A 13,699-nucleotide genomic window follows, 5' to 3' on the forward strand; every position below is an offset into this window, starting at 1 on the left:
TCGACGGCGGCGAGCTCGCCGGCACGGTCGCGCCGCCCGCCGTCCGACCGAAAGAAGTAACCCATGCCCCAAAGTCCCGGCTCAAAACTCGCAATTGTCGGCGCCGGCAGCGTCGGCACGTCCCTCGCCTACGCTGCCCTGATCCGCGGCTCGGCCAGCAGCGTCGCCCTCTTCGACGTCAATGCCACCAAGGCTGAGGCCGAGGTGCTGGACCTGGCCCACGGCACCCAGTTCGCCGCCGCCGCGGCAACCGTCACCGGTGGCGGGGACATCAGCGCGACCGAAGGGGCCGACGTCGTCGTCATCACCGCCGGGGCCAAACAGGCACCGGGCCAGACGCGGCTGGACCTGGCCGGCACCAACGTCCGCATCCTCGAACAGCTCATGCCGCAGCTGCTCACGCACGCCCCGGACGCCGTCTACGTCCTGGTGACCAACCCCTGCGATGTGCTGACCGTCGCGGCGCAGAAGATCTCCGGCCTGCCCTCCTCGCGCATCTTCTCCTCCGGCACCGTGCTGGACACGTCCCGGCTGCGCTGGCTGCTGGCGCACAAGGCCGGAGTCTCCCTGACCAGCGTGCACGCCAGCATGGTGGGCGAGCACGGCGACACCGAGTTCCCCATCTGGTCCGGAGCCACGATCGGCCCGGTCCCGATCCGCAACTGGACGGTCGACGGCGAACACGTCTTCACGTCCGACTATCTCGCCGAAACCGCTCATGAAGTCACGCATGCGGCCTACAAGGTGATCGCCGGGAAGGGCGCCACGAACTACGCGATAGGACTGTCCGGTGCGCGCATCGTTGAGGCGCTGCTGCGCGGGGAAAACGCTGTCCTGCCGGTGTCCACCGTGCTGGACGGCCAGTACGGGATCACCGGAGTGGCGCTGTCGCTGCCCAGTATCGTGGGGCACGGCGGGGTCCGCGCCGTGCTGGACACCCCCATGGACGACGGTGAACTCGCCTCGTTGCACCATTCGGCGCAGACGCTGCAGCAGAGTCTCGCGACGCTGGGGATCTAGGCCGGCTGCGGCGACCCGGCTGCGGCGAAGTCGGGCACAACCGTCACCGGGCCGACGTGCGGCAGGGCCCGGCGGACCCCGCGTTCCAGATTGGCCGTCACCGAGGCGAGCTCTACCAGGTGCGCGTCCGTCGGGATCGGCACCGTGATCTCCACGTGCAGCCTGTGGCCGGACCAGCGCAGCCGGGCCGTGCCGCCGGAGCGGGAGTGCTCCGCGACGACGGCCTCGACCCGTTGGGTCAGCCCAGGGTCGACACCGTCCATCAGCCGCCGCCCGACGTCGCGCACGGTACCCCACAGGAGCACGGCGATGGCGGCGGAAATCAGCAGGCCAACGATCGGGTCCGCCAGCGGGAAGCCGAGCCAGACGCCGATGACGCCGGCGACGACGGCCAGCGAGGTGAAGCCGTCCGTCCGGGCATGGACGCCGTCAGCCACCAGGGCTGCGGACCCGATCCGCCGTCCGACACGGATCCGGTAGATCGCCACGAGTTCATTGCCGGCGAAGCCGACCATCCCCGCGGCGAGCACCCAGCCGAGATTGTGCACGGGCTGGGGTTCGAAGAAGCGGCGGATCGATTCGGCGGCGGCCACCACAGCGGAGAGGGCGATCATCGCCACAATGAACAGCCCGGCGAGGTCCTCGGCGCGGCCGAACCCGTAGGTGTACGTCCGGGTGGCCTTCCGGCGGCCCAGCAGGAACGCAATCCACAGCGGGACGGCGGTCAGCGCGTCGGAGAAGTTGTGCACGGTGTCGGCCAGAAGCGCCACGGAGCCGCTGATCAGCACGATCACGAGCTGGAAGAGCGCGGTGGCGCCGAGGCCGAGCAAGGAGACCTTGACGGCGCGGATGCCCTGCGAGCTGGATTCGAGTGCCGCGTCGATGGAGTCCGCAGCGTCGTGCGAGTGCGGGACGAAGACCGACTGAAGCCAGCCTTTCAGGCCGGAGGCGTGTGCGTGGCTGTGACCGGGCGCGCCGTGGCGGTCCGGGCCATGCGGGTGGACGTGGCCGTCCGGGCCGTCGCGGCCGTCGCCGTGGACGTGGTCGTGGACGTGGCCGTCCGGGCCGTCGCCGTGGACGTGGTCGTGGACGTCGTCGTGCGGGCCGTCGCCGTGGACGTGGTCGTGCGGGCCGTGGTCGTGGACGTGGCTGCGCTCCTGGCCTTCGCCGTGGCTGTGTTCGTCCACGGCATCCGACGGGCGGTTCATGCGCCGTGCCGAGGTGCCGTGCCGAGCGCGTGCTCGGCCTGGTGCATGGCATCCATCACCAGTTGGCGGGCGTGGTCATTCTGTAGCCGATAGAAGACCTTGGTGCCGTCCTGCCGTGTGGCGACCATCCCGCCCAGCCGCATTTTGGCCAGGTGCTGCGAGACCGCTGAAGCCGGCTTCCCGACGCGCTCCGCCAGGGCGTTTACCGGCAGCTCACCCTCGCCTAGAGCGAGGATCAGCCGGACACGCGTGGCGTCCGCCAGCATGGAGAACACTTCGACGGCCAGCTCCACGTGGGGGCTGCCGACCTCAACCTGCCTATCTGCATTCATACGCAGATACTGTCACAGTTGCCTTCTCCGTCCAATTGCGGGCTGCGCCGCCGGAACACAATCCCGGGGGCAGGCGTTGAAGACAGGTAGCCTGAGTGCTTTGTGACACTGCCCGGAGCCCCGACCGAGAAAGGAGGATGACGATGTCCGCAGCCGCCGCGGCCAACCCCGTCACCGTCCTCCGCCGGGCCGCACTGCTGGCTGGCGTAATCGCCGTGATTGCCGGCTTCCTGGGCATGCACATCGTCGCCGGCTCCCATGGCGTGCACGCCCAGTCGTCCGCTCCCGGCAGCATCCAACCGTCGACGGCGCCGCTCACCGCCAGCCAGGCGGCTGCCGACGGAGCCGCCACGCATCCAGCCGGGCACTCCAGCCACAGCGCCGACGGCACGTTTTCGCAGGCCGGCGACGGCCACACTGCGGCGGAGACCGCGCCTGGAGTGGCACCCGCTGCGGCGACCGTCGGCGGAACCCAGGTCCCGACGTCGTGCACCTGCCAGGGCGGACGCGCTGAGACGCCAGCGGTTCACATCGGCTGCACGCCGTCGCCGGCAGGGGCTTCAGTGAGCACGTAGGACTGGGCATGTGCCGTGACGACGCCGGCGCAGCACCACCTGCCTCCAGCGCACGGCCGCCAATCCCGGCAGCCTCAGCGCAACCCCGCCACCGGCGTCCATCGCCGGATCCACGAAGGACACGACCTCCCATGAAAAAGACCCTCACTATTTCCGCCGCCGCCCTCGCCGCCGTTATGGCACTGGCCAGCTGCTCCACCCCCGGCAGTTCCGGCGGCAGCAGCAGCATGCCCGGGATGGACCACAGCACCATGGGCTCGAGTGCCGTACCTGCGGCCGCGGACCACAATGCCTCTGACACAATGTTCGTCCAGGGAATGATCCCGCACCACGCCCAGGCCGTGGAGATGAGCGACATCATTCTGAAGAAGCAGGGCATCGACGCCAGGATCGCCGCGCTGGCAACCAAGATCAAGGCCGCCCAGGCGCCCGAGATCGAGAAGATGACCGGCTGGCTCAAGGACTGGAATGAACCCACCCAGGCGCCGGGCGGCCACTCCATGACCGGCATGATGAGCGGCGAGGACCTCACAAAGCTCGGCGCCGCCCAGGGCACCGACGCCGCGACGCTGTTTCTCAGCCAGATGATCGCGCACCACGAGGGCGCCGTCGAGATGGCCAACGCCGAGGTCCGGAGCGGCAAGAACGCCGAAACCATCCAGCTGGGCAAGGACATCGCGGCCTCCCAGACGGACGAGATCCGGGAAATGAAGGACCTGCTCGCGGGCCTGTAGACCGCCCGTTCACCGTCGAGGTCAGACTTCGCGCCCGTTTGCCAATGAAACAGGGGCGCGAGGTCAGACTTCGCGGGGTTCCCCGGCCGGTCGCGGCGGCGCCGTAACGCAACGTCCCCGCAACCTCTCGCGGGTGCGGTTCGCATATGCTCAACGGACAGCTTCACACTGGCTCAGCGACGAACCACCCGGGAGACACCTCATGACCAACTGGCGAATCAGGGATTTCCATTCCGCCGACCTCGACGGCATTCTGCACCTCTGGGAGTCCCTCAAGGCCACCAGCGTCGAGCCGGTCTACGCACTCTCGGAAGTGCTGGCCTCCTGCGAAAAGGACCACGCCGTCGTCGCAGTACAGGGCGACCAGGTCGTGGGCGCCGCCATCGGCCGTGCCGCCCACGACCAGGGCTGGATCGTCTTTTTGGCCACCCTCCCCGAGTACCGGGGCCGCGGGATCGGCACCTCGCTGCTGGCCGCCGTCGAGAACCGGATGGCGCCCCACGGGCTGAACAAGCTCTCTGCCCTCATGCCGGAATCGGAGACCCGGGTGGAGGCGTTCCTGGGCCGCGGCTTTGTGCTGAAGAAAAACCTGCGCTATTTCGAGCGGAAGATCCCGGTGCAGCGCCAGGAACTCGAACCGCTCAGCCAGCTCGGCGGCCGGATCCTGGCCCGCGACCTCTGGGAAAACGTCGCCGGCATGCGGAACGAGAAGGAGCTCCTGGAACGCCGTCTGGTCCTGCCGCTGGCCGAGGCCGACCTCGCCGACGAGTACGGGGTGGTGCCGCCGCGCGCCGTCGTCCTCTTTGGCCCTCCCGGCACCGGCAAGACCACCTTCGCGAAGGCGATTGCCTCCCGGCTCGAGTGGCCGTTCGTGGAGGTCTTCCCCTCCCGGCTGGCCGCCGATCCCATGGGTCTTGCGGGTGCGCTGCGCGAGACTTTCCTGGAGATCGCCGAGCTGGAACACGCCGTCGTCTTCATCGATGAGGTGGAGGAGATCGCCTCCCAGCGCTCCGGCGAACCGCCGTCGCCGTTGCAGGGCGTCACCAACGAACTCCTCAAGATCATCCCGGCCTTCCGCGAACAGCCCGGCCGGCTGCTGGTCTGCGCCACCAACTTCATCCGTGCTCTGGACACCGCGTTCCTGCGCCACGGCCGCTTCGATTACGTTATCCCCATCGGCCTGCCCGACCGCCAGGCCCGCGAGGCCATGTGGCAGCGCTTCATTCCCGCAACCGTAGTCGACGACGTGGACGTGGAGCTGCTGGTGGACCGGACCGAAGGATTCTCCCCCGCGGACATCGAATACGCGGCCCGGAGCGCGTCCCAGCGTGCGCTGGAGAAGGCGGTGTACGACGACGGCGGGCTGGCTTCCAGCGGCAGCCCCGCCCTCCGCGACGCGGTCCGGAAGGGTCCCGCGACACAGGACTACCTCGACGCGATCGCGGACACCCGGACCACGGTCAGCGACGAGGTCCACCAGCAGTTCCTCGAGGACATCGACGCCCTGGGCCGGGTCTAACCCCCTGAAGCAACGCGGGGTCAGATAGCGCCCATGTTGGGCCCCGGGATGGGCGCCATGTGACCCCGCGTTGCTGTTAGCGGACGGCGGGGACTCGGCTTGCGAACCGGCTGGCCCGGCGGGGCTCAGTCCCGGCGCGGCGCCGGCTCAGTCCCGGCGCGGCGCCGGCTCAGTCCCGGCGCGGCTCGGGCTCGGGTTCCGCGGCCGGGGTCTCGCTGGGTCCGGGCGCTGGCTCGGCCGGGGTCGTGTCCTCCGTGGCGTCCTCGTAGGAGAGGTTCTCGTAGTCGGTGTCGTCCGCCTCGTCGAGCAGATCGTCGAGTTCCTCCAGCAGCGACGGGTTGATCCGGGCCAGGATTTTGCGGGTTTCCTCCACCGGAACCGCGGCATAGAGCACCGGACGGGCCTCGTTGTAGCGGGTGACCGGCGGCTTGTCCGGCCATTTCTCGGCCAATGCCCTGACGCGCTCCGGCAGGGAGTTGTGCGCATTGTCCGCGATTTTCACCAGCGTGGCGTCGTGGTCCTCGGCGATGAAGCGGATGCCGGCCTGGTAGTCGTCCGGGTTATCGTGCAGGCGCTTGGTGACGCGCTCAATGATGTCTACGGCCCGCTCGGTGACGCCCATGTCCAGCAGCGCCTGCCGGGTCATCGGGGTGTCCTCGGCGATGTCATGCAGGTAGCCGGCAATCCTGATGTCGTCGTCGAAGTCCGCCAGGGCGTCCCCGACGGCGAGTACGTGTTCGCGGTAGGGCCGCTTGAGCTTGTCCTTCTGGCGGTTGTGGGCCACCTCGGCGAGGATCTTCGCTGTCTCGACGGTAAAACTCGGCTGCGGGGTGTGCGCTTCCCTGGATTCTGGTTCTGACATGCTTCCAGCCTACGCGTCCGGCCCGGCCATCCCTGGCCAGATCCACGGCTCCCGCGGCAGCCTGGCGGGCTCAAACACGGCGAGCGCCTGTCCCAACGGACCGGCCGGCAGCCCCACGGATGACAGCAGCGCGTCCCGCACCTCGCTCGCCCGAATGCCGGCGGCCGCAAGGTCCGCGAGCGTGACAGCACCGTCGCGCTTGGCCAGCCGGGCGCCGTCGGCGTTCAGCACCAGCGGAACATGTGCATATTCCGGGACAGACATATTCAGCAGCGAGGCGAGGTAGGCCTGCCGGGGAGTGGAGGGCAGGAGATCGTCGCCGCGGACCACCTGGTCGATGCCTTGGGCGGCGTCGTCCACCACCACGGCGAGGTTGTAGGCCGTCACGCCGTCATTGCGACGGAGCACGAAGTCATCCACCACTCCGGTGTAGCTGCCGTGCAGCACGTCCTGGACCGTCGCCGCGGTCACGGCGGACCGGAGCCGGACGGCCGCGGGCCGGACGGCGCGCTTGACTGCGCGTTCGGGCCCCGACAGGTTCCGGCAGGTGCCCGGGTAGGCCCCCTGCGGTGCGTGCGGCGCGGACGGCGCCTCCTGGATTTCGCGGCGGGTGCAAAAGCACTCATAGGTCAGGCCTGCCGCGGTCAGTTCGGCGATCGCCCCGGCGTAGAGGGGCTCGCGGTCGGTCTGGCGGACGATACCGCCGTCCCAGGTGACGCCGATCGCGGCCAGGTCCCGGAGCTGCTCCGCCTCGGCGCCGGCCCGGGCCCGGTCCAGGTCCTCCACCCGCATGAGAAACCGCCTGCCGGTGGACCGGGCGAACAGCCAGGCGAGGACCGCCGTGCGGAGGTTGCCGACATGCAGTTCGCCGGAGGGGCTGGGGGCGAAGCGGCCGGCTGAAGTCATGGCACCAGCCTATGCGCCGCCGCCCCCGGCACCTTCAACTGCAACGCGGGGTCACCTCCGGCCCATAGCGGGGCGGAATACGGGCCGGAGGTGACCCCGCGTTGGTTTGTGGGGGCACAGCACAAGAGCCCCTCAGCTACCGATGACTTCGGAAATCCGACGTCGGTGGCTCAGGGGCTCTTGCCGTGCCGGACCCGGGGCGTTGCTCCGGGCCATGGCACTGCGAATGCGGAGATTGGTGCGGAAAGACGATGGTGTGAACAAGAGTCAATCAGCGGGCGGGTTCCTTGCGGGAAGCCTCATCCAAGATCCGGGTGGTGTGCCGGGGTACTTGTAGCCGTTGGGATCCGGCGGTGGCCTCGTCCCTTTGTTGTCACTATTTCAACAGAAGTCCTACAGTTGGTGCAACGGGCCCCGCTTACCCTGGTCAATCTGACCAACTCCAGCCGGGGCAAGGAACAGGAAGTGGTCATTTTGCAGGAACTCGACGCGACCGACCGGCGAATCCTCCTCGCCCTCGACAAGGATCCCCGGCTGCCCATCATGGTGCTGGCCCAGAAACTGGGTCTGGCCCGCGGCACCGTGCAGTCGCGCCTGGAGCGCATGACGGCCTCGGGCTCGCTCCGCCCGAACAGCAGCCGGGTGCTGCCCTCCGCGCTGGGCCGCGGCGTGGCGGCGTCGGTCAGCGCCGAGCTGGACCAAAGCCACCTGGACGAGGCGATCGCTGCGCTGCGGAACATCCCGGAAGTGCTGGAATGCCACGCCCCGGCCGGCGAGACGGACCTGCTGATCCGGGTGGTGGCGAAAAGCCCGGACGACCTGTACCGCGTCTCAGAGGAAATCCGGCTCTGCCCCGGAATCGTGCGGACCTCCACCAGCATGTTCCTGCGCGAGGTCATCCCCTACCGCACCACCGGGCTGCTCGGTTCCTGACATGGCAGCCCCGGCGGCGGGGAGTCCTCCCCATCGCTGCCCACCCGGAATACGGTTAGGCTGACCGGGGCAATCAATCAGGGGGAAATTGTGGCGGGCAACTGCTATGGGGCGGACGTGGCCCAGTTACGCCGGCTCGCCAGGGAACTGCAAGCTGGTGCGCAACAGCTCGACCAGCTCGGGCGGCAGCTCAGCGGCACCATCGGAACAAGCCCCTGGAAGGGGCACGACGGCGACCGCTTCCGCAACGACTGGAACGCCGCGCACCTGAAGGCACTGAAGGCGGCTGCCGCCGAAATTGGAACGGCAGCCAGGGCATTGCTGCTCAATGCCGATGAGCAGCACGCTGCCAGCCACAGCGGTGCCGGCAATGCAGGGTCCGGACTGCCCGGCGCACCCGGGCATGACCGGACCGGCCAGGAGCTCACCGACCGGATGTCGGGCATGACCCGGACAGAACAGGAATCGTACCTGGTGTCCGAAGAGTTCAGGGCATGGATGCGCCAGGACCAGGCACATGCCGATGCCGCCAAGGGGGTGGTGGACCAGCTGGTGGACTCCGGCCTCCTGCCCGCGACCGGCTCCGACGGAGGACCGAACTTCTACGCGGACGTTCTCCAGCTGTACTGGAGTGAATCTGCCATGCGCGCTGCCGGCATAGATCCCGCCCACTGGGATCCTTCCCTCGGTGTTAGCCATAACCGGGCCGATATTTATCGGGTCTATGCGTTCTACGCCGAGCTCTACCGGAACGATCCCCGGATGGAATGGATCGGAATGGCCAACCAGGTGGGACCGACGTTCATCGCAGGCTTTGAGGACATGGCGATCCTTCATGACCTCGCCGAGACCGGCGAAGACGTGGCGGATTTCCTGGCCGAGGCGGATCCCCGCAGGGCAGCTGCGCTGGCCGCCATCGCCGGCCTGGGAGCGGCGGACCTCGGCTACTACGAGACGTCCTTCCTGTCGATGCAGAAAGAAATCTTCTCCGATATCGGGTCCCAGCACCATGCGTACCAGCAGGGAGGCATGGCAGAGATCCAGCGTCTTGAGGCAGCCGGCATCGTTTCCCCGCGGATGAACGAGGCGTGGACCGCCATCGATTCCGTCCCCGGCTACTCCGATCCTCAGGGGTACCACCAGCTCACCCCGGCGCAGCAGGAAGCGTTGCACCAGGCCTCCTATAATATGGCCGACCAGGAACAGAACTACGTCATCGCCGACGACTACGATGATGTCCGGGACCGCACCAGCGGCGTTGCCTTTACCGAAGCCATGACGGTCCTTGGCGAACCGAGCATCGAAGGCGCCAAGTCCTACTACGAGCAGTTCCCGGCCGTGACCGCTTACATCGACACGGGCAGGTTCCCGCCGGTGGGGCTGGACGGGCACCACGGCAACATCTCGGTCCGCGAGGACCGCTGGGAGTTAATCGACCGGGACACCCTGGGCGCTTACGAGGACTGGCTTCACGGCGAGGACAACCCCTACGGCGAAATGACGAAGCCCATGGCTGATCGTGTGGAAAGCTATCGGATGGTACCGAAGGAACTACGAACACCGCTGGGAGCCCCGTGAAAACCAGACTGCTGATGATAGTTATGTCGTCACTGCTTCTGAGCAGTTGCGGACAGGCATCCCCTCCGGCTTCAAACGACAAGGAACCGATCGTGGCTAACGGCAACTCCCAATTCACCCCCGCCGGCATTGCCGGGATCAAAAATGCCCACACGGCAGTTTTCGACTTCACCCGCCGCCCGCTGACGATGTCCGAGCTGGGCCTGGGCCAGGATTCCGACGGCGCACTGGTTGCGGCCGAATCGGATCGGCCTATCGCGGTCTCCATGACCACGCCGAACGGCGTGGTCGAAATGGCGACCGACACAATCCGAATCCGGCGCGGCGCGGACAACGCCGTGGACCACATCGACTTCTTCGTCACCCGTCCGGACGTGCCGGCCGCCAACGAGGAGCTCCGCAAGGCGGGCGACGAACTGGGTTTTGCCCTGGTCCGAAAGGCGGCACCGTTCGGCGCTGCGTCCCAGGAGAACCCCCGGAGGGAGAAGTGGTACCCCGGCTACGGCAACCTGACAGGCACCGTGTACTCCGTTGAAATCTACTCCGACGCCGACACCGGCCGGACGACGTTCATCTACTCCGTGCACCTCGCGGACAAGTTCTACACCCCTGAAGCAACGGAGAAAATCGAGGCGACCGGGAAGCCTTGACGGCGCCAGGCTCGGCCTGGCGGATCGCTTTAGGTCTACAAGTTCGTCGCGACTGGAACAGAGAGCTCTTGACCGGTGCCACTGTGCGCCGTTCGACGCCGCGTCGGTCAGCGTGGGCCGGACTGGAGCCCCCGATTTGCGGCTGGCCATCCAGAGTCGCTGCCGCGGGGACCGGGAAGTTAGCTGGCGCAGCAAAAATCGGGGGACAGATGAAAGACAACTTCTACGGTGCGGACGTCCCGGCGTTGCCCCAGACGCCGACGAATGCACGCACGAGGGGTTGGGCCCCGCACTCGCGGCAGCAGCCCTGGGCTCAAGCCTCCTGATCACCGGCTGCCAACCGGCCCTTCCGCCATCCCACGACTCTTCTTCCTCCTAACCGGCCCGGGCCACAGGAAGCCCGGCGGCATCCTCCGAACCCTCCGCCCTCGACGCTGCGGGTGTTCGGGAGATAGAGGTCAGCCGGAGGGCGCGCCTGGACATGACGGGCGGCGAACTCCTCAAGTCAGCGGTAGGGGTGGCGGACGGCGGACCGGGTCCGGAAATCAGCACCAAAGGCGCGGGCAAGATCGCGCTCACCATCGCGGGCCCGAGCGGCGAGATCCACAGGCAGACGGACCGCATCCGCTTTTTGACGACGGACACGCGGCCGGACTTCGAACATCGTGCACGTCAGCCCCGTCGGGTAGCCGCAATGACAATTCCGAAACAGCCCCGGTACGGCCTATACGGGTGGACCGATGTTGGTCTTCAGGTTCTTCATGACCAGTGTCGACGTCAGCCGTTCGACGCCGGGCAGCGACGTCAGTTCGGCGTCGTAAAAACGCTGGTAGGCGGGCAGGTCCTCAGCGATGACCTTCAGCAGGTAGTCAGGGGAACCGAACAGCCGCTGCGCCTCGACGATAGTCGGGTTGTCCGCCACACGGCTCTCGAAAATCTCCATCGTGGCCCGGTCCACCTGGCGCAGGGTGACGAAGACGATCGCTTCGAACCCGAGCCCAAGGGCCGAGGGATCGATGTCGGCGCGGTAGCCGCGGATGACGCCGGAGGCTTCCAGATCGCGGAGCCGCCGGTGGCAGGGCGCGACGGTCAGTCCCACCCTGGCAGCGAGCGCCGTCGCAGTCATGCGGCCGTCCTCTTTGAGGTAGCGCAAAATACTTCTGTCCAGGCTGTCTATCACGCAATAATCTTACCCCCTGACGAGCTTTCCCCGCGAAAAGAGGGAACACTTTCGGCGATTAATTTCCTAGACTTTCCCTGTACCCAGACCCCAGGAGACCGCCATGAACCCCCAGCTTTTCCTCGCCTTCCTGCTGGTTGCCGGCGCCCTGGCCTGCACTCCGGGGGTGGACTGGGCCTATTCCATCACCGCAGGCCTGAAGCAGCGCAGTTTCGTGCCCGCAGTCGCGGGACTCTGCGGGGGCTACGTGCTGCACACCGTGCTGCTGGTGGCGGGTCTGGCCGCCCTGCTCACCGGGGTCCCCGGCGTGCTGGGCTGGCTGACGGTCGCCGGCGCGGCCTACCTCCTGTGGCTCGGGCTGACGACCATCCGGTCCTGGCGCGGGGCGAGTTTCGGCCGCGCGGAGGTGCGGGCTCCGGCGAACCAGTTCCGGACGTTCCTGCAGGGCATGGGAACGAGCGGCATCAACCCCAAGGGCCTGCTGTTCTATGTGGCCCTGGTGCCGCAGTTTGTCAGCCCCGAGGCGTCCCTGCCTGTGCCCGTCCAGTCCGGCCTGCTCGGCCTGACGTTTGTTCTCCTGGTCGGCGTGGTCTACAGCGCCGTCGCCTTGCTGGCGCGCAGGCTGCTGCACTCCCGGCCGGGTGCGGCGCGGAAAGTGACGCTCGCCAGCGGCATCATCATGGTGGCCCTGGGCACCGTCCTGCTGTCCGAGCAGTTGCTGCCGCTCCTGGGCCCGGCCCTCTCCCGTGGCTGAACCTCAGCCAGCCGCTGCGCGCGGCATGTACCACTCGGTGAAAGCTGTGGCGCGGCCGTCGCCTGCGAGCTGGATGATCCAAAGGTTGTCGTAGCTCCGGCCGTCCCCGCGGTAGTCGGTGCGGCCCTGCACGAAGACCCTGCCGCCGTCGACGCCGAGGAGCTTCCACTCGAACGTCCAGTCCCCCGGCTCATCACGGCTGGCGATCCAGCGCGCCACGATCTGCTCGCGCCCGTTCCACGGCTCGGGATCATCCGGGCGGGTGGAGTAGACGGCGTCCCGAGTGAACAGCGCCCCAATGTCCTCGGGCTCGTTGGACGTCCAGGCCAGGATGTAGTGCTGCACCCAGCGCGCTGCCGCATCCCTCATCCCTCGGTTGTACTCCCTGTTTCCGGGGGCCCGCAAGGGTCATCGATCCGGTCCGGAACACCTCGCCCTGGTTCAGTCGTCGTCGGCCCGGCCGTATTCGCGGTCCCAGAGCTCGTGGAGTTCCGCGTCCTTGCGGAGGGCCCGGACCGTCTCCAGGTCTGCGGACTGGCGATGCTGCCGCTCCAGCCGGCTCAGCGCCTTCCGTCCGTTGTCCAGCAGCAGGAGTGCCCGGTCCGTGAGGGCATCGCTGCGGAGCGTGAAGTCGGTCGAGCGTCGGCGCAGGACCTCCTGCAGCGCGGCACGGGCGGCCGCATTGGCACCGAATTTCCGCAGCGAGCGTGCCCGCACCAGGAGCAGTGCCGCCGACAGGTCATCGCCGTTGAGCAGCCCTTCAGTGTCCGCCACCACCTCCTCGTGCCGTCCCAGCGAGGCGGCCAGTGTGCAGCGCGCCAGTGCCATGGGCAACGACGGGGGCAGCCCGTTCAGCGCTGCGAGGGCAGTCTCCGTCTGTCCGGTCTCGCGCAGCGAATGGGACAGCGCCAGGAACACCGCCTCCTCGCTGAACAGGACCGGAACCTCGACCCGCTCGGCGACGGCCACCCGGGTGATGACACGGGCCAGGTAGGCGGAGGCGTAGCGGTTCGCGTCGTCGTCGTTCCTGGTCAGCATCCCGCGCTGGAGCAGTTCTGCAGCGCGCAGGTGGCCGCTCTGGGCGTAGCTCTGCAGCCCTGCCATCAGGTAGCAGAGCCCGGCCCACCCGGGGTAGGTGTGCGCCAGGGCGATCAGCCGGTTCGGGTCGGAGCTGCCGAAGATCGCGGCGTGCACGGCCTTCGCTGCCCTGCCCGGGGTCCTGCCGCCCACTTTTCCGAGCCGGGGCGCGCCGCCCTCCACCGGCAGGGTGCCGCGGATCCGCCCGGCCAGGACTCCGGAAACCGCGCCGCCCACGCCCTCGGCGAGGCCGCGGACAGGCGTCCGGATGACCGGCGTGCGGAACGGCGCCAGGTCGCGCAGGTCGCGGTACAGGGCTGGGCGGGGTGCGGATGGTCCTGGTCCGGCGCTCATACACCCATGCTAGTAGG

The 13,699-nt window shown here is 68.1% G+C and carries 15 protein-coding genes; 8 read left to right on the forward strand and 7 right to left on the reverse strand.

Annotated elements, in window-relative coordinates; genetic code table 11:
- The first annotated feature begins 63 nt into the window (after positions 1-63).
- The gene (locus ACZYZ3_RS03975; protein WP_463962543.1) at positions 64-1,020 is read left to right on the forward strand and encodes an L-lactate dehydrogenase; all 957 of its coding nucleotides are present in this window, start codon (positions 64-66) and stop codon (positions 1,018-1,020) included.
- Here ACZYZ3_RS03975 and ACZYZ3_RS03980 read toward each other — a convergent pair.
- Together ACZYZ3_RS03980 and ACZYZ3_RS03985 are read right to left on the reverse strand one after the other, a co-directional pair.
- A complete protein-coding gene (locus ACZYZ3_RS03980) occupies positions 1,017-2,228 on the reverse strand; it encodes a cation diffusion facilitator family transporter (protein ID WP_463962544.1) in 1,212 nt (403 codons plus the stop codon). The two genes, ACZYZ3_RS03975 and ACZYZ3_RS03980, sit on opposite strands and share 4 nt — an antisense overlap.
- Positions 2,225-2,560, reverse strand: a complete 336-nt coding sequence (locus ACZYZ3_RS03985) for an ArsR/SmtB family transcription factor (RefSeq protein ID WP_463962545.1) — start codon at positions 2,558-2,560, stop codon at positions 2,225-2,227. Before ACZYZ3_RS03985 ends, ACZYZ3_RS03980 begins: the two co-directional genes overlap by 4 nt.
- A gap of 143 nt (positions 2,561-2,703) precedes the next feature.
- Here ACZYZ3_RS03985 and ACZYZ3_RS03990 point away from each other — a divergent pair, with 143 nt between their 5' ends.
- The 3 genes from ACZYZ3_RS03990 (at position 2,704) to ACZYZ3_RS04000 (ending at position 5,388) form a co-directional block, all read left to right on the forward strand.
- Positions 2,704-3,135 carry a hypothetical protein gene (locus ACZYZ3_RS03990; protein ID WP_463962546.1) on the forward strand — a complete coding sequence of 144 codons (432 nt, stop codon included), beginning with the start codon at positions 2,704-2,706 and terminating at the stop codon, positions 3,133-3,135.
- 131 nt (positions 3,136-3,266) lie between these two features.
- On the forward strand, positions 3,267-3,869 hold the full coding sequence (locus tag ACZYZ3_RS03995; RefSeq protein ID WP_463962547.1) for a DUF305 domain-containing protein: 603 nt from the start codon (positions 3,267-3,269) through the stop codon (positions 3,867-3,869).
- Between the two features lie 202 nt (positions 3,870-4,071).
- Complete coding sequence (locus tag ACZYZ3_RS04000) at positions 4,072-5,388, forward strand: ATP-binding protein (protein ID WP_463962548.1); 1,317 nt, start codon at positions 4,072-4,074, stop codon at positions 5,386-5,388.
- A gap of 169 nt (positions 5,389-5,557) precedes the next feature.
- On the opposite strand, the gene ACZYZ3_RS04005 is transcribed toward ACZYZ3_RS04000, so the two are convergent.
- Both ACZYZ3_RS04005 and gluQRS read right to left on the reverse strand, forming a co-directional pair.
- Positions 5,558-6,250, reverse strand: a complete 693-nt coding sequence (locus tag ACZYZ3_RS04005) for an HD domain-containing protein (protein ID WP_463962549.1) — start codon at positions 6,248-6,250, stop codon at positions 5,558-5,560.
- Positions 6,251-6,259: 9 nt separating this feature from the next.
- Positions 6,260-7,156, reverse strand: a complete 897-nt coding sequence (gene gluQRS / locus ACZYZ3_RS04010) for a tRNA glutamyl-Q(34) synthetase GluQRS (RefSeq protein WP_463962550.1) — start codon at positions 7,154-7,156, stop codon at positions 6,260-6,262.
- Positions 7,157-7,630: 474 nt separating this feature from the next.
- Here gluQRS and ACZYZ3_RS04015 point away from each other — a divergent pair, with 474 nt between their 5' ends.
- The 3 genes from ACZYZ3_RS04015 (at position 7,631) to ACZYZ3_RS04025 (ending at position 10,317) form a co-directional block, all read left to right on the forward strand.
- On the forward strand, positions 7,631-8,089 hold the full coding sequence (locus tag ACZYZ3_RS04015) for an Lrp/AsnC family transcriptional regulator (RefSeq protein ID WP_463962761.1): 459 nt from the start codon (positions 7,631-7,633) through the stop codon (positions 8,087-8,089).
- Positions 8,090-8,206: 117 nt separating this feature from the next.
- Positions 8,207-9,667, forward strand: coding sequence for a WXG100 family type VII secretion target (locus tag ACZYZ3_RS04020; protein WP_463962551.1), 1,461 nt, complete (start codon positions 8,207-8,209; stop codon positions 9,665-9,667).
- A gap of 92 nt (positions 9,668-9,759) precedes the next feature.
- Positions 9,760-10,317 carry a hypothetical protein gene (locus ACZYZ3_RS04025; protein WP_463962552.1) on the forward strand — a complete coding sequence of 186 codons (558 nt, stop codon included), beginning with the start codon at positions 9,760-9,762 and terminating at the stop codon, positions 10,315-10,317.
- Positions 10,318-11,041: 724 nt separating this feature from the next.
- Here ACZYZ3_RS04025 and ACZYZ3_RS04030 read toward each other — a convergent pair.
- Complete coding sequence (locus ACZYZ3_RS04030; RefSeq protein WP_463962553.1) at positions 11,042-11,497, reverse strand: Lrp/AsnC family transcriptional regulator; 456 nt, start codon at positions 11,495-11,497, stop codon at positions 11,042-11,044.
- 103 nt (positions 11,498-11,600) lie between these two features.
- Here ACZYZ3_RS04030 and ACZYZ3_RS04035 point away from each other — a divergent pair, with 103 nt between their 5' ends.
- Positions 11,601-12,251 carry a LysE family translocator gene (locus ACZYZ3_RS04035; protein ID WP_463962554.1) on the forward strand — a complete coding sequence of 217 codons (651 nt, stop codon included), beginning with the start codon at positions 11,601-11,603 and terminating at the stop codon, positions 12,249-12,251.
- A 3-nt stretch (positions 12,252-12,254) separates the two neighbouring features.
- Here the strand turns inward: ACZYZ3_RS04035 and ACZYZ3_RS04040 are convergent, their stop codons facing one another.
- The gene (locus ACZYZ3_RS04040; protein ID WP_463962555.1) at positions 12,255-12,620 is read right to left on the reverse strand and encodes a nuclear transport factor 2 family protein; all 366 of its coding nucleotides are present in this window, start codon (positions 12,618-12,620) and stop codon (positions 12,255-12,257) included.
- A gap of 72 nt (positions 12,621-12,692) precedes the next feature.
- Entirely contained in the window at positions 12,693-13,682 is a 990-nt protein-coding gene (locus tag ACZYZ3_RS04045) for a hypothetical protein (RefSeq protein WP_463962556.1), read from the reverse strand.
- Positions 13,683-13,699 lie beyond the last annotated feature (17 nt).

The organism is Pseudarthrobacter linnaei, assembly GCF_055412825.1.